The sequence below is a fragment of the candidate division WOR-3 bacterium genome (assembly GCA_026418155.1).
Lineage (GTDB): Bacteria > Hydrothermota > Tepidihabitantia > Tepidihabitantales > CAIPLT01 > JAOABV01.
This window is the reverse complement of sequence record JAOABV010000014.1, coordinates 12,606-31,989: the sequence shown is the minus strand read 5'-3', so window position 1 is coordinate 31,989 and position 19,384 is coordinate 12,606. Positions and strand designations below refer to the sequence as shown.

15 protein-coding genes are annotated in these 19,384 nt (G+C 36.7%); 5 read left to right on the top strand and 10 right to left on the bottom strand.

The window, feature by feature from the left end:
• Nucleotide 1: 1 nt before the first annotated feature.
• From dxs to N2201_03155, 5 genes are all read right to left on the bottom strand, one after another.
• A complete protein-coding gene (dxs, locus tag N2201_03175) occupies nucleotides 2-2,119 on the bottom strand; it encodes a 1-deoxy-D-xylulose-5-phosphate synthase (GenBank protein ID MCX7785217.1) in 2,118 nt (705 codons plus the stop codon).
• Nucleotides 2,120-2,198: 79 nt separating this feature from the next.
• Complete coding sequence (locus tag N2201_03170) at nucleotides 2,199-3,206, bottom strand: polyprenyl synthetase family protein (GenBank protein MCX7785216.1); 1,008 nt, start codon at nucleotides 3,204-3,206, stop codon at nucleotides 2,199-2,201.
• An 80-nt stretch (nucleotides 3,207-3,286) separates the two neighbouring features.
• A complete protein-coding gene (gene folD / locus N2201_03165) occupies nucleotides 3,287-4,183 on the bottom strand; it encodes a bifunctional methylenetetrahydrofolate dehydrogenase/methenyltetrahydrofolate cyclohydrolase FolD (protein MCX7785215.1) in 897 nt (298 codons plus the stop codon).
• 27 nt (nucleotides 4,184-4,210) lie between these two features.
• Nucleotides 4,211-5,545 carry a nodulation protein NfeD gene (locus tag N2201_03160; protein ID MCX7785214.1) on the bottom strand — a complete coding sequence of 445 codons (1,335 nt, stop codon included), beginning with the start codon at nucleotides 5,543-5,545 and terminating at the stop codon, nucleotides 4,211-4,213.
• Nucleotides 5,546-5,596: 51 nt separating this feature from the next.
• Nucleotides 5,597-7,156 (bottom strand): DegQ family serine endoprotease, encoded by a 1,560-nt coding sequence (locus N2201_03155; protein MCX7785213.1) that lies wholly within the window; start codon nucleotides 7,154-7,156, stop codon nucleotides 5,597-5,599.
• Between the two features lie 323 nt (nucleotides 7,157-7,479).
• On the opposite strand from N2201_03155, the gene N2201_03150 reads away from it, so the two are divergent.
• Nucleotides 7,480-7,683 carry a hypothetical protein gene (locus tag N2201_03150; protein ID MCX7785212.1) on the top strand — a complete coding sequence of 68 codons (204 nt, stop codon included), beginning with the start codon at nucleotides 7,480-7,482 and terminating at the stop codon, nucleotides 7,681-7,683.
• Between the two features lie 332 nt (nucleotides 7,684-8,015).
• Here the strand turns inward: N2201_03150 and queF are convergent, their stop codons facing one another.
• Nucleotides 8,016-8,504: a preQ(1) synthase gene (queF, locus tag N2201_03145; GenBank protein ID MCX7785211.1), complete on the bottom strand. Its 489-nt coding sequence runs from the start codon at nucleotides 8,502-8,504 to the stop codon at nucleotides 8,016-8,018.
• 295 nt (nucleotides 8,505-8,799) lie between these two features.
• On the opposite strand from queF, the gene N2201_03140 reads away from it, so the two are divergent.
• Together N2201_03140 and N2201_03135 are read left to right on the top strand one after the other, a co-directional pair.
• The gene (locus tag N2201_03140; protein MCX7785210.1) at nucleotides 8,800-10,080 is read left to right on the top strand and encodes a sugar transferase; all 1,281 of its coding nucleotides are present in this window, start codon (nucleotides 8,800-8,802) and stop codon (nucleotides 10,078-10,080) included.
• Nucleotides 10,081-10,343: 263 nt separating this feature from the next.
• Complete coding sequence (locus N2201_03135; protein ID MCX7785209.1) at nucleotides 10,344-11,246, top strand: hypothetical protein; 903 nt, start codon at nucleotides 10,344-10,346, stop codon at nucleotides 11,244-11,246.
• An 82-nt stretch (nucleotides 11,247-11,328) separates the two neighbouring features.
• On the opposite strand, the gene N2201_03130 is transcribed toward N2201_03135, so the two are convergent.
• The 3 genes from N2201_03130 to N2201_03120 all read right to left on the bottom strand — a co-directional run bounded on the left by N2201_03130 (nucleotide 11,329) and on the right by N2201_03120 (nucleotide 13,673).
• A complete protein-coding gene (locus tag N2201_03130) occupies nucleotides 11,329-11,727 on the bottom strand; it encodes a secondary thiamine-phosphate synthase enzyme YjbQ (GenBank protein ID MCX7785208.1) in 399 nt (132 codons plus the stop codon).
• A 146-nt stretch (nucleotides 11,728-11,873) separates the two neighbouring features.
• Complete coding sequence (gene radC, locus N2201_03125) at nucleotides 11,874-12,554, bottom strand: DNA repair protein RadC (protein MCX7785207.1); 681 nt, start codon at nucleotides 12,552-12,554, stop codon at nucleotides 11,874-11,876.
• 354 nt (nucleotides 12,555-12,908) lie between these two features.
• Nucleotides 12,909-13,673 carry a class I SAM-dependent methyltransferase gene (locus N2201_03120; protein ID MCX7785206.1) on the bottom strand — a complete coding sequence of 255 codons (765 nt, stop codon included), beginning with the start codon at nucleotides 13,671-13,673 and terminating at the stop codon, nucleotides 12,909-12,911.
• An 850-nt stretch (nucleotides 13,674-14,523) separates the two neighbouring features.
• On the opposite strand from N2201_03120, the gene N2201_03115 reads away from it, so the two are divergent.
• Nucleotides 14,524-15,249 (top strand): helix-turn-helix domain-containing protein, encoded by a 726-nt coding sequence (locus N2201_03115; protein ID MCX7785205.1) that lies wholly within the window; start codon nucleotides 14,524-14,526, stop codon nucleotides 15,247-15,249.
• 915 nt (nucleotides 15,250-16,164) lie between these two features.
• Nucleotides 16,165-18,618: an SBBP repeat-containing protein gene (locus tag N2201_03110; GenBank protein ID MCX7785204.1), complete on the top strand. Its 2,454-nt coding sequence runs from the start codon at nucleotides 16,165-16,167 to the stop codon at nucleotides 18,616-18,618.
• A gap of 123 nt (nucleotides 18,619-18,741) precedes the next feature.
• On the opposite strand, the gene N2201_03105 is transcribed toward N2201_03110, so the two are convergent.
• Entirely contained in the window at nucleotides 18,742-19,053 is a 312-nt protein-coding gene (locus N2201_03105; protein ID MCX7785203.1) for an RNA-binding protein, read from the bottom strand.
• Between the last annotated feature and the right edge of the window lie 331 nt (nucleotides 19,054-19,384).

Below are 19,384 nucleotides of genomic sequence, written 5' to 3'. Positions count from 1 at the left end.
ATCAGACACTAATCTGTTCAATTATCGCTTTGAATTTTTCTTTTAATTTTACTATAGAGAGTCCGTATAAGTCAAGTAGTTCTTCGCGCGTGCCGTGAGTGATGAATTTATCTGGCAGACCGAACATAAAGCATAACTTCTCTTTTCTGGTTTCTGCGGTTTGGTCTGCTGTATTGTCCTTATCTTCATTTTGCAATCGGGTATCTGTAATCTTTTCTGGCAGACCACACATAAAGCATAACTTCTGCTTTTCGTTTGCTGAGATTGGCTTGGCAGCTATCAGTTCTAATACTGCTGAACCAAATCCACCGTTAAGTGTATTCTCTTCCACAGTAATAATCGCATCGCTTTCCTGACATAGTTTCCAAATAAGTTCTTGGTCTAAGGGTTTAACAAATCGCATATTGACTAAAACAATATTGCTTTTACTGACGAGTTGAGGGTTTTCGTTATCTAACATCTGAATTGCCTGATAAGCATTGACTACCATTGAACCAATGGCAAAAATGGCAATTTGTCCCGGCTCTCTTTGTATTTCGCATTTCGCATGCCGCAATTCCCAATCCGGCGACCGCTTTTCGTTCTTTGCTTTTTGCATATAGATAATTTCGGCTCTACCGAGTTCCATCGGAGTTCTATTATTAGGCAATATCTTTTGACCTACAGAATTCTTGGGATATCGGATAGCAATAGGCAAATTCTGATTTAAGGCAAACTCCAGCATTAAACTAAGTTCCGTAGTGTCTGATGGCGCCATTACCACCAGATTCGGAATTGTTCGTAAATATGACAAATCAAACATTCCGTGATGGGTCTCACCATCTTCACCGACAAGTCCGGCCCGGTCAATAGCAAATATTACCGGTAAATTTTGTAAGCAGATGTCTTGGATAATCTGGTCATAAGCACGACACAGAAAGGTCGAATAGATTGCGACCACAGGTCTTAAGCCGGCAAGGGCTAAACCACTGGCAAAGGTTACGGCATGTTGCTCACTAATGCCGACATCAAAGAATCGGTCAGGAAAAGTCTTCTTGAATTCACTAAGACCTGTGCCCAAGCACATGCCCGCAGAGATTGCGATTATCTTTTTGTTATCTTTTGCCAAGCGACAAAGTGTCTTACCAAAAACCTCGCTACTTGTTATGCCCATTGCGCCTGCCTTTTTTTCGGCTGTTTCCGACCTGTCGTTTTTCGTTCTTCGCTCTTCAGTATTTACGATGCTTTGTGGTGCAATGCCGTGATATTTTTCCGGCTCTTTTTCCGCAGGCTCATAGCCTTTACCTTTTTTAGTTATAATATGCACTAAGAGTGGACCTTTCATTAACTTTATTTTTTGAAAATGCTCAATCAATAATGGTAAGTTATGACCATCAAATGGACCGAGATAACGAAACCCTAACTCTTCAAAAATAATTGACGGTGCAATTAGGTTTTTCAATCCGCCTTCAAGTTTGCGTGCCGCAATTCGGGCTTTGCCACTAAGTCCTTTAGGTAAGAGCCCAAGTAAATTCCAAGTATCGGCTTTGAGTCGATTATAGATTCTACCGGTAATTATGCGATTAAGATATTTTGCCATTGCACCGGTAGTCCGACCAATGGAAAATTCATTATCATTCAAAACGACAATAAGGTCTTCTTTGCTGGCACCAGCATTATTCAAGGCTTCAAATGCCATTCCAGTAACAATTGAGCCATCACCAATCACTGCAAGCACTTTTTGCTTTTTTCCTTGTAATCGATTAGCAGTAGCAAGCCCTAATGCCACTGAGATGGAATTGCCCGAATGTCCGGAATTGAAAACATCATACTCACTTTCTGAAGTTCGGGGAAACCCGGCAATGCCACCAAAAGTTCTCAAAGAGTCAAATTGTTCCCAACGACCCGTGCAAAGTTTATGGGCATACGCTTGATGACCAACATCCCAGATAATTTTATCATTGGGTGTATCAAAAACATAATGCAGGGCAACGGTCAATTCCACAACTCCCAGACTTGGAGCAAGATGTCCTCCGCGGATTAAAGTGGTATGAATAATCTTTTCTCGAATCTTTTGGCAGAGTTGCGTTAGTTGCGATAAATTATAAGTGCGAATTATCTGAGGCGTGATATTCATCATCTTAAATTAAAAATTAAATACAAAGACCCAAAATTAAGACCAGACACCAAAATAAATATTGCATTTTCCATTTTAATGTTTAACTTTTAGTCTTTATTTTTTGATTTACAGAACTCAATAGCCAGTCCGTAAAATCAAAGAGCCAGTGAAATCGGTCTGGTGCGATTTGTGTGTTTGCAATTAATTGACAAACATGTTTTTTTACTGCGGTCGCATACTTTTCTGCTATTAACTTATAACTTTTGCACTTGGAACTTGGAACTTCATCCTGAAGGTCATCCACAGTTTGAAATAATAATCCCAATTGTCTTCCGGTATGCTCAACAATGTCAATATCTTTCACTGATGCTTGGGCAACAATTGCACCAATTTTCATCGCGCCAGCAAACAGTTCGGCAGTTTTTAATCGGTTAATTTTTTCTTGCTCTTTTAAGGACTTTTCTTGGGTCTGCGTCAAAATATCCTCAACTTGTCCGGCAACTAATCCTTGGACACCACAAACCCGAGATAATTCCGTAATCGCTGAGACTTTAGTTTTATCAGCAACTAATGCTTTCGCAAATAACTCAAAGGCTAAAGCAAAGAGGGCATCTGATGCTAAAATCGCAATTGCTTCACCAAAAACTTTATGTAAACTTGGTTTACCTCGGCGAAAGTCATCATTATCCATACTCGGCAAATCATCTTGAATTAAAGAAAAAGTATGAAGTAACTCCACACCACAAGCAAACGGCAAAATTGTCTCTAATATTTTAGTTTTTAGTTTTTGGTTTTTGGTTTTTGATTTTTGATTTTCTGCCAGTGTCAAATAGGTCAAACAACAGAGTATTGGTCGAATTCTCTTTCCACCCGAAAAGACCGAATAATACATTGCATCATAAAGAACTTTGGGTAATTGCTTTTTTGGCAGATTATGCTTAAAAATTGATTTCAATTCATCGTCAATTATCTTTTGATAGTAGTCAAATAAAGATAGCCCTACCTGCTTATCGCGATTCGCCCTTCGCCCTTCGCTTGCCCGAATCGGGCTTGCCCGGCCGAAACGGCTAAATTTCGGGTCCGTCTGGTTCAAACCTATTTTTGGCATTGCAGATTTCTCTATCCTGTTCGCATTTGCCTTTTGGCTGCGGTCAGCGTAAATTCTGTCTTTTGCATTTCAGATTTCTCCTATCCAGTCTGCATCTGCCTTTTGCTTGCCGAAACCGTATTAACTAAAAGCATTGCTACGGTCATTGGACCAACACCACCCGGAACCGGTGTGATTGCTGAGACAATCTCTTTAACCTCATCAAAAGCGACATCGCCGACGATTTTGCTGTTTGCGTTCGGCTTTTTGCCTTCGACACTTTGTATTTGAATCCGATTAACACCTACATCTATTACGACCGCACCTTCTTTCACCATCTCTCTTTTAACAAACTGCGGTCTACCAATTGCGACAACTAAAATTTCTGCCTGCCGGGTAAAATTTATAATGTCAGATGTTTTGGTATGACAAACTGTCACCGTTGCATTACAAGATTTTTGCAAAAGCATATTTGCCAAAGGCTTACCAACTAACTCCCCGCGACCAATAATCACACAATGTCTGCCTTCAATTGGTATGTTATATTTTCGAAGTAAGGTGATAATTCCTAACGGCGTGCAAGGATAAAAATAAGGTTCACGATTCGCAATTAAACTGGCTAAATTATAAGAACAGAGACCGTCGACATCTTTTTCTGGTTTAATCGCATCTAAGACTTTTTGGGTATCAATATGATTGGGTAAAGGTAGTTGCACTAAAATACCGTTAATTGATTGATTTTGATTCCATTCGGCAATTATTGATAACAGTTCAGATTCTGAAACTTTTTCATCCAATCTTAAGGTTTTCGTGTTGATGCCGACTTCTTGACAGGCAGACTCTTTATTTCTCACATAAATTACTGACGGTGGAAATTCACCAACCAAGATTACACCTAAGCAGGGCACAATATTCTTTTGTTTTAATCTTATAATCTCATCTTTAAGTGCCGTTCTAATTTCTGAAGCAACCCTCTTGCCATCTAACAGAATCATTATCTGTGTCCTTTTACATTTGAGATTTCTTTATTTTCCGTGCCGATTCGAATCGAACTGACTGTTCGCGGTTTGTTTTTCGCGATTTTGCGGTATTGGGTCTTCAGCGAGTCTTTTAACTTTCAAGGTCATGCCATCAACCTTTACGATTTTGACTTTTTCTCCTTGGTTAATCTTGCCATCAATTGATTCGGCATTCCACAACTCGCCCCGCACCTTGACCGTGCCTTCTAAGTTCAAATCCGTAGTTGCGCTTCCGATTTCATCTACCAAACCTTCTTTGCCTGTAGTAACCTTCTTCTTATGCGCCCTGATGGCAAAACCGATAATAAAACCAAAAAATATTAAAGTCAAAACGACTACGGCAATTATCAAGGAAAGACTCAAACGAAAATAGGGTGCTGATGATTGAAAGAGCAATAACGACCCGACAATTAAAGAAACAATTCCACCGAGGGATAATAGTCCATATGATGTAATATACACCTCCAAAATAAAAAATAAGATTGCAATCCCAATAAGGGCTAAGCCGGCATAATTAGTGGGTAATAAGCGGAATGAATAGAATGCCAAGATTAAACAGAGTGCGCCAATTGCTCCTGGAAAGATTGTGCCCGGAGATTGCAATTCAAAAAATAGTCCATAAACGCCCAGCATTAAAAGAATATAAGCAACACTCGGATTTGTCAAGAAAAGCAGAAATCTTTGCCAGGGACTTAGATTATAATTAATTATCCGGGCGGAAGTAACTGGCATCTGATGGCGAACACCTCTGGCCGAAAATACTGAATCTAATTTTGTAATTAACTCTTGGTCGGAATTAGCAATAAAATCAATTACGCCTAATTTTAATGCTTCCCGTGCGCTAAGAGAACTTGACTTTCGGACCGCTTCTTCAGCCCATCTTTTATTGCGGTTTCTCTTTTCTGCGATTGCCACCAGATAACTTACCGCATCATTCGTAATCTTTTCTTTCATTTCTGATGCAACTTCGCCACCGCCGACCGAGACCGGGTGGGCTGCACCAATATTAGTGCCATCAGCCATTACCGCGACATCCGCGGACATCGTGATAAAGACCCCGGCAGATGCGGCGCGGGCTCCAGCCGGCGCAACATAAACGATAATCGGTAGTTGGGCTTGAAAAAATCGCTGAACAATCTCCCGCATCGATTCATCAAGTCCGCCTGGTGTATCCAGTTTTATTATCACTGCTATCGCACCTTTATCTTCACCCTCATTAATGCCGTCAATAATATAATCAGCGCTGACCGGCCCAATTGGACCGGAAAATTTCAAGAGATAGATATTCGGCTGGCTAAGCCCTGATGCGATGAATAGTGTCGAGATTAAGAATAGTTTCAAGTTATGTAAGCAAAAATTTTGGTGTTTTTATCTCAGTAATTGACATTTACTTCATTCTGGAGTCACCGCAATAAAGACCGAAACCGTTCCTCTTTTTAATCGGAAAAGAATTGGCTTTTTACTATCTCTAAGTTTTCGCACGGCTTGGGAAAAGTCTTTAGTATTCGCAATCTCGTATCTATCTATTTTCAGAATTATATCACCTTCTCTAATGCCAGCTTGGTCAGCAATGCTTCCTCCTTCCACCTCATCAACCACAACACCACTTTTAACTTTTGCATTCTCTTTTTCGGTTTCGGTTGGCATTCTCACTTTCATACCGAGCCAGGATTTAACTTCAGTCTCCTCTGCTTCCGGAGTTTCTTGAGGTGTGCCTGAAATTTCGTCAGGCATTTCTTGTAATTTTGCGGTCAAGGTTATCGATTTACCATCCCGAATTACCTCAATCTCAACTTCTTTACCTGGTTTAGTTTCCGCAACCATTCGGCGGAATTGTTCGACATTAGTTACTTTTTTACCATCGAATTTAACGATGACATCACCTTCTTTTAAGCCAGCCTTGTCCGCAGCCGTCTTTTCCACCACTTCGCCGATTAAAACGCCTTCAGTGCTTTTCAGTCCCATTGCTTCTTTGATTTCTTGGGTAATTTCTTGCGGTCGAACCCCTAAATAACCTCGAACAATTTTACCTTTAGCAATGAGTTGGTCCGCAATCTCTTTTGCCAGATTAATTGGCGTCGCAAATCCAATACCAACATTAGCACCTACTGGCGAGCGAATCGCCGTATTAATACCGATAACCTCACCTTTAATATTCACCAAAGGACCACCTGAATTTCCCGGGTTAATTGAAGCATCGGTTTGGATAAAGTCTTGATAAGTTGGTCCTTCAGGTAACGGAATATTACTTCTACCTTTAGCACTAATCACACCGACTGTGACCGTGCCATCCAAACCAAACGGATTACCAATGGCAATTGCCCAATCGCCGACTCGGATATTATCCGAATTACCTAACTTGGCATATGGTAATTTACCGTTGCCTTCAATTTTAAGCACCGCGATATCCGTTTTCGGGTCACGACCAATTATCTTGACTTTCTTACCTTTAAATTCGGTCTTATCCGCAAGTTTCACAATAATATTGTCAAAACCAGCCACAACATGGTTATTTGTGAGAATATAGCCCTCAGAATTAATTATCACCCCGGAACCTAAAGTTTGGGTCTTATATTCGCGCGGTTTCGATTCCGGCATACCGAAATCTTTGAAAAAGTCTTTAAAGAAATCTTCAAATGGCCATTGAAAGTCTGGGGTTCGAATCTTAACGGTTTTTTCTGCTGAAATATTCACCACTGCAGGGATGACCGCTTCGGCAACTTGAACAAAAGGACTCGTGCCTTCTGGAGTTATCAGGGGCATTTTACTTTCTGCGCCTGAAATCGGATTTTGTGCTTGGACATTATTACGCTGACCGAAATCAAGCGTTCCGGCTAAAAAGAGACCAATAATAAATGCTGCAATTACCGCGACTGCAATTATTACTCCAGTGCGCACAGCGAAAGTTAGTTTCGGTTGCTGAGATTTTGTCTCATTCGGTCTATCAATCATAGTGTCCTCCTATTTTACATAAATTTTTATTGGTATTATATACCGGCCTATTGGTATTATATACCGGCCTAATGGTATTATATACCGGGCTATTGGTATTATATACCGGGCTAAAAAATTAAAACAAATTTTTAAGTTTACTCTTTTAGATTGCTCAAAAAGTGCCATAATCAAAATCCGCAGAAATATCAACACTGAGATTTTATGTGATGATATCGATAATGAGTTAAATATTTGTCGCAAAAACCTTTATTTTTCGATAGCAATAAATTTTAGAGGTAATTTAATAATTTGTCAAGTTCTAAATACAGAGCGCACCGAAATTGTCAAATAGATATATTGAAACCGCTAAATATTTTTCTGTTTTTTCGATGCGGATGCGCACGCCAAATGTCTTCAGTAGCGCTTTTCCAGAAGCCTCAATACAAATTCACAGCAAAAGTGCCACGGAACTTGTAAAGACTGAGAATATTCAGCAATTGCTTTTGGTGTCGTCTGAAAAAAATGTCACGGAATTAACTGAATAACACAGCAAAATAAGAGTAATGTGCGGTATGTGAAGTAAATTAAGCGGTAAAACTTGACTTTTTTAGAAATCTCAATACAAAGACCTCTGAAAAATCACGAATGCAATCGTAATTCATTCTTTAGAATGAGAGCACTCGCTTTCTGACATCCTAAGTATTGCTTAGGGAAAGCACGGGCGAGCAGAAAAACTTCAAGCGCGAAAATCCTGACTGCTGATTTGTCAGCATGCTACATTCAATATTCCTCATCATTAGGAATGCTACAACCCTTGGTTTCAGAATGACCATTCTTTTTTACTATCAAAGGATTGTGAAGCCCCTCAGGCGAACACCTATGAGCAATTAGGATTTTCCGGTCGATTGGCTTTTTCAGTTGGATACTGAACTTCAATAATACTTTTCATTCCTCCACGCACATTAAATTCACCCCGCACTTTGACCCATTTCGGCTTCACCTTGGCAACAAAATCTTTCAAGATGCGATTCACGGCATTCTCGTAAAATATTCCCAAATTACGATAACCTAAGATATAATACTTAAGAGATTTAAGTTCACAACAAAGTTTATCTGGTTGATAAATGATAGTAATCTTACCAAAATCCGGAAGGTTAGTTTTAGGACAGACCGAAGTAAATTCGGGAATTTCAATCGTAATCGTATAATTCCTGAATTGATTGGGCCAAGTTTCAATTGCTGGCAATGGAGTTTTGATACCGGATACAGCATGATTTTCAGTGTAGCCTAATAAGGTTTTCCTCGCAAGTCTTGAGTGCTGACTTTTACTTTGGCTTGATTTCTTTATCTGCTGAGACTCTTTCATCTTGTAAACTTCTCTAATCTAATCAATTCTTAACTTTGATAGACTATCGGAAAATTAGAAAAAGTCAATATCAAGCTTTTAGCATATCAAGTATAAATTTACCCCCAATATTATACCCTACCTTTCGGGAAAATAGTTGTTTTAATCTTAAAACCGAAGCCTTGAGTCCGAATTCATCCACTCATTTAGTCTCTTTGGTGTTTTTTACTTGACTATCCTTATTTTTTAAATAGACTTTTAACAAGACGCATAAAGCGATAATGTGTAATTTATTTTTAAGTAATATTATTATATTATGAAGCCAAACAATAGTTTCTGGCGGATTGGTGCCGAACTACTCTTATTACTATGGGCAATTATTATAATTTCAAAAATCTTTCCTACGGACAATTACTTCTTTCCCGTGCCAATCCTTTGGCTGTTAATTGCGATTTTTGGTTATCTGTTTGGTGAATTTGACCCAATTATCTGTAGTAATTTTGGCTTTAATTTACGCACCCAAGGGATAATTTTAAGTTCGATAATAGGTTTTTCCATTATTGCTCTTATCTATCATCAGGTTCCTCAATTTAATATAATGTTCTGGTTAGGATTGTGGGTCTATTTAAATTTAGTTGCGCCAATTTTAGGATTTATTTTAAGAAGGCTTTTTCCGATACCAGTCATTTTAGTGAGCAACAAAAACAATAGCGAAAACATCATCAGGTGGTGGGGTTATAATGCTCAAGGACGCGTTGCTCAAAATGATTTTAATAACTGGTTGAAAACGCACAGCGATAATTGTGGCCGAATTTTTAGTAGTAGCGTATTTCTATTAGATATGACCAATTCAACTAAAAATTTCTCGGCAATGCATTGGGCAGATAAATATTTTGCTTATTTTATCTTGATAAAATCATATCATCTTCGCAACTATCTTGCCGGCACTCATATAAAAATTCTAAGTCGTTATCCGGGATATGGAATTAATTATCGGATTAAGCGATTAGTTGATGTTATCTTTTCATTGGTATTTTTGTTTTTAGCCTCGCCGTTATTTTTATTACTAATCTTTTGTATAAAAATTGATAGTCCTGGTCCAATATTTTATCGACATCGTCGATTAGGTAAACATATGAAGCCGTTCTATTTGCTAAAATTTCGCACAATGTTTCAAGATGCGGACCAGCGTTTACAATCAATTTTAGCCTCAGATGAGAAATTACGGGAAGAATTCGCTAAAACCTTCAAATTAAAGAATGACCCGAGAATTACCCGCATTGGCAAGTATATCCGGCCGTTTAGTATTGACGAATTGCCTCAATTTATCAATGTGCTTAAAGGTGATATGAGTTTAGTTGGTCCGCGACCAATTGTTGAAGCCGAAATCCCTTATTATCAAGAATATTCCTTAGAGTTATTTCGGGTTCTCCCTGGTGTTACTGGACTTTGGCAAATATCTGGACGCACTGATACCAGTTATGAATATCGGGTTAAATTAGACACAGAATATGTCCGGAACTGGTCTTTTTATCAGGATTTGAAAATATTATTAAAGACCGTTCCTGCAGTCCTATCGCAAAAGGGCGCATATTAGAAAAGATGATGATTAACAAATTCGTTTTAGGACATTTAACCATCGTGAATATCTTTATCAAAAAAGGGTTTTATCGCAAAATGACGCATATTAGAAAATGATGATTAGCAAATTTGATTTAGGACATTTAACCCTCATAAATATCCTTATCAAAATGGTGCCTATTAGAAAATGATTAATGTAATAGCAAAAACGATGATAATAATCATATTATTGCTGGTATCATTAAATATCGTAGTAATCGAACAACATATTGTTAAAAGATGACAATTGACCGAATTGATTTAGCAATCTTAAGACATTTGGAACGAACTGGATATTGGCTTGCACCTTTGCCGCACCAACTACAAATTGACCTGACGGAAATTAAGACTCGCATTGCGCGACTACAGACTGAAGGCGTAATTTCCAGTTATAAAGCAACGATTTTCGTTCCGCCGTTTTTAGGCGGCGAATGGGTTTGGGGATGTGTGTTGGCTATTACTAATGATTACCATAAAGCAATTACCAAAATAACCGCAAAGATTCCTTTTGTCAGCGAAATTTGGATTAATACCAATATCCCATCTAAAATTGGACACAATCTTGCCGTTGTTTTTTATTCGAAAGATTTTGTTACTGAAACCAAATTTCTCAAAGAACTACCTGATTTCGCATATCTGGAGACTTATCGCATTGCAAATTACACCTACCCTTTGCCAAAAATCTTTTCCACTGAAGAAAAACAACTTCTAAAAGCAATAGTCCAACATCCGACAGCACCAGTGGAAGAGTTGTCAGAACTTTGTAAGAAAAATAAGAACTGGATAGAAACCAAATTAGAAAAATTAATTTGGCACTCGCAGAATCCAGAAGGCATTATTATGGTCTTACCGGAAATTCGTTATCATAAAATTCAAAACTTCTGCCATTGCCATTTTGTTCTGGAAATCAGTGGTAAAGCCGAAGTAGTCTTAGAAGAATTAAAAACTAAAGGTTTTGAAACTGTATTAGAGAATAGTCCTTTTCAGTATAACTTTTTCCAAGTTGAAACTGATTTATGGGGTTTTGATGATTTATTAAGAAAAAAACATTTATTAGAAAGTTATCCGGAGATTAGAATTCAAGGCATTGTAATTGCGGAAGAGATGCGGGTAATATCTGATTGGGCTGAAAAACTACTCTAATAAATTAACTCAACCCTTTTTGCTTTAGGATAGATATTAATCCGTCAAATTCTCTGTTAGTTTAGGTGTGCGGTCGATAAATTCAATCTGACAAAATTTTTACCAGCACTTTTCGGTGTCTTGGACCATCAAATTCACAAAAGAAAATCCCCTGCCAAGTGCCAAAGACAATCTCGCCATCTTCAAAAAATACGGTTCGGGTTGAGCCGATGATTGCAGATTTGATATGAGCATCCGCATTACCTTCAGTATGGGCATAAGGAAAATTATGGGGAATCAATTTACTTAAAAGGTTATTTATATCCGCGGTAACACTTGGGTCATAATTCTCATTAATGGTAATGGCTGCAGTTGTATGCGGAACATAAATAATTGCCACACCAGATTTCACTTTACTCTTTTTGATTACAGACAAGACTTTATCCGTAATGTCAACCAGTTCACAACGACTATGAGTTGACAGTTCAATTGTATAATACATCTTGCCTCCTTATGAAAAGTTTATGCTCAAAGTAAAATCCAAGTTAAAGTATCAAAATGCCGATGTTTAAGATCTTAGAATTTGTTAATTGATATTTGTTTGCGAAGAGCAATTTTAAGATGAGAGTGTCGATAAAAACTAACACTTTAGATTAAGCCGTTTTCTTTAAGACTATAAAATCTACTTTTCGCAACAATAATATGGTCAAGAACCTCGATGCCTAAAATCTTACCGGCTTCAACTAATCTTTTGGTAATTGCCAAATCATCGTCTGAAGGTTCGGGATTATCTGACGGATGATTATGGGCTAAAATAATTTGGGCTGCGGCATTTCTGATTGCGGGTTCAAAGACTTCTCGGGGATGCACTAAACTGGCATTCAAAGAACCGATTGAGATAATCTCCCGTTTGATTTCTTGATTACGCACATCTAAATAGAAAACAACAAAATGTTCCTTTTTAAGCCCGCGCAAATCCTTTAATTCATTCCAAACATCTTCCGGTTTCAGATAAAGACAAGATTTCTTTCCCTGCAAGAGTCTTTTACCCAATTCAAAACAAGCAATAATCTCACAGGCTTTGGCTGGTCCAATTCCAGAAATATTTTTCACTTCGTCAAAACTTAAATTCGGTAGGTTCTGGGCACCAAAATGTTTTAAGATTCTATGGGCTAAATCAATTACATTCTCACCTTTTTTGCCTGACCGTAAAATAATTGCCAGAAGTTCGGTGTTAGAAAGCTTTTCCACACCATATTTGATTAACTTTTCTCGGGGACGTTCAACTTTGGGTAAATCTTTTACCGTTTTAGGATAATTCGTCTTCATTTTTAGGATAATTTGTTTTCATAATCTAATATATATTCTTTTACTTTTATATTAGGATAATTTCTTTTCATATATATTCTTTTTAGATTTATTCTTTACTTTTATTTTATATATATTTATTCTTTTATTCTTCATATATTTATTTATTCTATTATTTATTCTTTTATTTTATTATATATTCATTTTTTTATATATTTATTCTTTTACTATTATATATTTATCCTTTTACTTTAGTTAAAACTTCGTTAAAGTCAAGTCTTATCAAAGGAGATTTCTGAAAAAAGTGCTACGAAAAATACTCCGCAATAGCAAGAATTAACTTTTTCCGTGTTCTTTCCAATAGCGCACACCTATTTATCGTCTTGCCACAACCATCATTCGTAAGGTCGTTTCAGTTGATGGCAAAAAAGTTGAATGCTCATAAAATCTAATCTCCTTAAACCCAGCAGTTTTCAGATTCTGTTCAATTTCGTCTTCGGTATATCCCCGTTCTTTATGAATCTCTTCAAATGATACCTTGTTATCTACAGTTACTTTCAATCGTAAAGTTGAGATTTTTCGTATTGGGTCAAACGAACTTTGCCACACTGAATAAATATTATTAACCTGGCGGATAGTTTCGGTATTATCCCAAAAATTTTCTAAACAAAAGATGGTATTAACATCAAAAACAAACAAGCCATCAGGTTTTAGTGTCTTAGCAACGCAATGAAAACATAATTGTAAATCTGATTCGGTTAGCAAATAATTAATACTATCATATAAACTTATCGCAACATCAACTTTTTCTGAAACAACAAAATTTCTCATATCGGCATTAATAATTTTAATATCATAATTTTTCGTTTGCACTTTATTTTGGAAAATCGCTAACATTGGCTGAGAATTATCAATTGCAATAATTCGGTATCCCTTTTGAGCCAAAAGAATGGACGGAATACCCGTGCCACAAGCCAAATCCAAAATTGTTTTGGGTTGAATTTGAAAGTGCTTAAAGATTTTTATAATATAATCTACCCAGGCGCGGTAATTAACATACCTAAGCATAAACTGGTCGTAATACGGTGCAAATTGGGAAAAGGGCGGTAAGACATTTTGATTATTCCAATCCTGAACCATTTTAACACATTTACTATATCACTTACTTAAAAGAAAGTCAAGTTAGATTCTAAGAGAATCCTGAAATCCAGTTTGCACTGAAATCCCTGAATACTTTTCTATGTTTTTGGGTAAGTTCGGCAACACTTTTCAAAGGTCTTTTTAATGAGAATACTAAGAAAGTCTATTTTTATTATTGAATGCACTTTATACTTGACATTTGAGAAAAAATTGGTAAATTATAATTAATTATTTAGTAGGTTCTTTGAAAATTTGGTATGAGATTTTGGGTTGACGCGAAAATGGTTAAAAACAGGGGTGTCAATAAATTGGGCATATTAAACTTGATGATTAATAATAAGTTAAAAGCCTTACGGTCTAAATCCTTGCCCTGATGAAAAAGGGATTGCGACTTCTTAAGAGCCTGTTCGTGTCCGCAATCACCTAATCCATAAGTAGTCTAAATCCTTGCCCTGATGAAAAAGGGATGTAGGTCTGTCAACAATCACCCACCTAAACGAACCACAAATTTTTCCGAACCAACCCCTAAACCCTTCCAAGGGTAACCTGCTTTACCTACTAAATGATAATCCCCTACCTATCCTGAAAGATACGCGAAAAGCCTTATTACCATACCGACTAAATAAGGCTTTAACCAATACGCTAAAAGAGACTTTATCAGGCAAAGCCCTAAAAACGCTATAATGCACACTTTTAGATAATCCTTTCCCAAACCTTCAAGATACCCCCCTCTGCGGAGGGAGTCATACCATCCAATTAAGCCTATTTTGCTTATCATTTTTTATTTCAAGGAGTTAAATAAAAATTTACCTTGATTTTTTGTTAACCTATATGTATAACTTTTTTGATTATGCCAAAGGATAGGTTTTATCGGCTGGTAGTCACTGAGACAGGTAGTCTTTTGGCAAAAATCCGCAAATCTTGCCATTTGACTCAAACCGATATAGCCAAAGGTCTCGGTTTTTCTGAAAAATCGGGCAAGGTCTTTATTTCCCGGTTAGAAAATGGCAAGTTATCTAATCCTTCATTGAGTTTAGTTCTAAATTATTTGAATGTCTGTAAAGTGCCTTGGGATAAGTTTTTTGATAAACTGGAACGACTTATTAATAAATATCGAGAAGATGAGATTATTTCAAAAATTTCGGCCGAGACACATCACAGAAAGATTGCGCGCGATGTGAGTAAGTATTTACATAGTATTGAGACGAAGTTCTCGCAAAAGAAACAGATTAAGCCTTTGAGTCCAGAACAGATTGAAAAGATGGCAATTAATTTTGGCCGACATCGGGTAATTATGGAAAAAATAGAAGCCGAAGTTCATAAAAGGCTCTGTGCCCGTGGTGATGTGCCGTTTATTCTCTTTCCGTTTTATAAAGACTTTTGCCGAGAATGCTATAGTGTAATCACGAAAGCACAAAAGAAAGAAAACACAGAAAAATTTTCCGTGACTTCTGTGGTAGAAGATAAATTGTCTCAGAAAATCGAACGCTGGAAGAAAAAGGGATTGAACCAAGAGATTTTAGAAGATATTAAAGCCATCATATGTCAAAATTTCAATTTGATAATTGAGAGGTAAAAATAAGGGTTCAAAAACAGGTATCTAAATAATAAGAAGATATTTCAACAAGCATATATCAAGATTTTGACTTGATAATTGATAAGTATAAATAAAGGTTCAAAAACAGGTATCTAAATAATAAGAAGATATTCTAACAAGCATATATCAAGATTTTGACTTGATAATTGATAAGTATAAATAAGAGTTCAAAAACAGGTATCTAAATAATAAGAAGATATTCTAACAAGCATACATCAAGATTTTGACTTAATAATTGATAAGTATAAATAGAGTGGTTAGATTATAAACTTCTTATCGGCCACAAATATTTATTTGTCTTTGATATTCCGTATCACCCATCCCACCAATTCAATTTGATAATTGTTAGGTATAAATAGAGTTGTAGAGAAGGCGCCTAAATAATAAATAGAAACTTAAGATATATTTATCTTCATTATAGTTGAACTGTCTTTAATTTAATTGCCAAAAACAAAATCTTGACTTGGAGAAAAGTCGCTTTTAATATATCAGATAAATAATGATACTCGCTAACTATCAGGAGGACAGAATGAAAAGATTAATAGTTTTACTGGACATTATTGAGTCAATCTTTACTCAAATCTCATCGGCTAATATCTATTTAAGTTAAGTTAGGAGGACAGAATGAAAAGATTAATAGTTTTACTGGACATTATTGGGTCAATCTTTATTCAAATCTCATCGGCTAATATCTATTTAAGTTAGGAGGACAGAATGAAAAGATTAATAGTTTTGCTGGACATTATTGGGTCAATCTTTATTCAAATCTCATCGGCTAATATCTATTTAAGTTAGGAGGACAGAATGAAAAGATTAGTAGTTTTACTGGACATTATTGAGTCAATCTTTATTCAAGTCTCATCGGCTAATATCTATTTAAGTTAGGAGGACAAAATGAAAAGATTAATAATTTTGTTGGGCATTATTATCGGCTCTGCGCTTGCTCAAGTTGCATCGGATAATATCAATCACAATAATTATACAGGTTTTGAAGAAAATTTAGGTCAGATTGTTGATTTAGAAAACAATCCCGTTCCTTCCGTATACTTAAGAATCAGTCTTTCTGATTATGCTATATATTTACACGAAACCGGAGTTTCATTTATTCTCTCTAATTATGAAAGAGATAAAGACTTAATCCGCTTTGCTCGTTTTGATATTGAACCGCTCAGCGCCAAAATTGAAAAGAATAAAATCGAATTCTCAGAACCAATACCCGGTTATACTAATTATTATCTTGCGCATTGTCCTGAAGGTATTCTATTTGTTAAATCTTTTCGCTATCTTAAAATAAAAGATTTATATCCTAATATAGACTGGGTTTGGCGATGCGAGGAAAAAGTTCATAATGAGTTTGTAGTTAAACCCAATGCAGACCTCAACCAAATAAAACTAAAAGTCAAATGGGCAGATTTTGCTATAAGAGAGGGTAAAGAAGTCGTCTATACAACTCCGCTGGGCAGTATTAAAGAAGGCGAGATTTATGTCTATGAGCAAAACGGCCAAAAAGTATCCGCATGTTTTCAGAAAGATGCTCAAGGTTTTATCACATTTAATATAAAAGACTATGATAAGAATAAAACTTTAATTATTGACCCACCTTTTGAACGATTATGGGCAACTTATTATGGTGGCAGTGACCAAGATAATTGTGATGGCTCTCGGGAAATTGGCGCAATCACAACCGATAATTTAGGCAATATTTTCATCACGGGCTTTACAAAATCGACTAATTTTCCCACGCAAAATCCCGGGGGAGGTGCTTATTTTCAAGGCACGATTTCGTCTCAAATTGACGCCTTTATTTGTAAATTCAATAACACGGGTATAAGAGAATGGGCAACCTATTATGGTGGTAGTGCAGATGATGTAGGCATATCTCTTACTACTGATTTTTCTAATAATATATTCGTTACCGGTAATACTTTCTCTTCTACTAATTTTCCAGTTTATAATCCAGGTGGCAATGCTTATTTTCAATCATCTTCAGGTGGTAGTGGTGATGCCTTTATTCTGAAATTTAATAATGCTGGTGTCAGACTGTGGGCAACTTATTATGGTGGTGGCTTAAGCGATGTCGGTTATGGTATTACCACAGACAATTCAGGCAATGTGTTTGTCACTGGTAACACTTATGCATCCACAAGTTTTCCCACTTATAATCCTGGTGGTAATGCCTATTATCAAGCAACTAATGCTGGTTCATTTGATGCCTTTATCTTAAAATTTTCTAATACAGGAGTCCGAGAATGGGCAACCCATTATGGTGGCAGTGATGAAGACCACGGTTATGCGATTACGGCTGATTCTGCCGGTAATGTTTTTGTTACTGGTATGACCCGCTCAACTAATTTCCCTACTTATAATCCCGGTGCTGGTGCTTATTTCCAAGGAAATATTCAAGGTTATCGAACTGTCTTTATCTTAAAATTTAATAATAATGGAGTTAGAGAATGGGCAACTTTTTATGGTGGCAGCACTAATGACTATGGTCGGTCAATTGCCGTTGATAATGCCGGCAATGTGTTTGTTGTTGGCAACACTTCCTCTGGCAACTTTCCTACTTATGATGCCGGCGGAAATACCTATTATCAATCAACTATTGGTGGCAGTGATGATGCCTTTATTTTGAAATTTAATAATGCAGGAATTAGACAATGGGCAACTTTTTATGGTGGCAGTGCTGGTGACATTGCCCGGTCAATCGCAAAAAGTAATTCCGGAAAGATATTTATAACTGGCAATACCCTTTCGTCTAATTTTCCCACTTATGACCCAGGAGCCGGTGCTTTTTATCAAGGAACTCTTACTGGCGGACATGAAGTTTTTATTTTAGGATTTAACAATACCGGCGTCAGAGAATGGGCAACTTATTATGGCGGCACAGGTACTGATTATGGAATGTCAATTACCACTGATGGAATCGGTAATATATTTTTAACAGGTTTTACGCTTTCATCTAATTTTCCGACCTATAATCCTGGTGGCAATGCCTATTATCAAGCAACAAATGCCGGAAGTTATGATGCCTATATTTTGAAATTTTCCGCACCTGCAACTGATATTGAATACGAACCCAATAATGTTAAATGTTATTCTCAACCGATTCAATATCACACTTTCTTTACAGACCGAATTGTTTTAAGGTTCAATAGTTCATATGAAAAAGAAATCAAAGTTTCTATATATAACCCTTTGGGACAATGTCTTTACTCAAAAACAATCTCTGCTTCATCACAAATAATTCTCAATGACGAACAAATCAAAAATCTACAATCCGGAATCTACTTTATACGAATTGAAGTTGATAATAAAAAATTGGGAAAGATAAAGGTTATTAAGAAATAAAAAAATACTAAAGAAATTCTGGTACTTAAAACCGCGATTATCAGCAAATATATTATTTCTTTGTACACTTCATAAAAAAAATCGCGGGTCGATAAAAGACCCGCGATATATGTTAGTAAATGCTTACCAACGCCGCGTTCGGCCGGAACGGTCGCCGCGCTTGCCAAATGAGCGCTCGCGTCTCGGTTCTTGAGGTCGGGCTTGATTCACGATGATTTTTCTGCCATCGATTTCCGTGTCATTTAACTCGGCAATTGCTTTTTGAGCCGATTCTTCAGTGTCCATTTCGACAAAAGCAAAACCACGCGAACGATTAGTGTATTTATCCGTAATTAGATTTACTGATGTTACGGTGCCATACTTGGCAAACATTGTATTGAGGTCCGTATCCGTTACTGAAAACGGCAGGTTACCTACATAGAGTTTACTACTCATTTTTTTGCTCCTACACCCAAAAATGCTTTAGGTAAACCGTCTTTATTTTGAACCAATTTACCTTAAGCCCATCAGGTGATTTCGTTTCGAGTCCTATTAATCCGACTTTTTTCACCGACTCGGTTAAAGTGAAAGAAAGTTTTAAAGGGCGACTAAAGCAACTTATAATATCAGTATTCCCGATTACTTTATTGGGAAAAACCAATATTTTATTAAGTTTTACTTTAATCATAATTTCTTAACGCCACTGCAGAACTTACTTTACTGGGGAAATTAACTTTTCCTCTAAAACTTTCAGTAACGCAGTCGTCCTGTTTCAAATAGCGTGCGC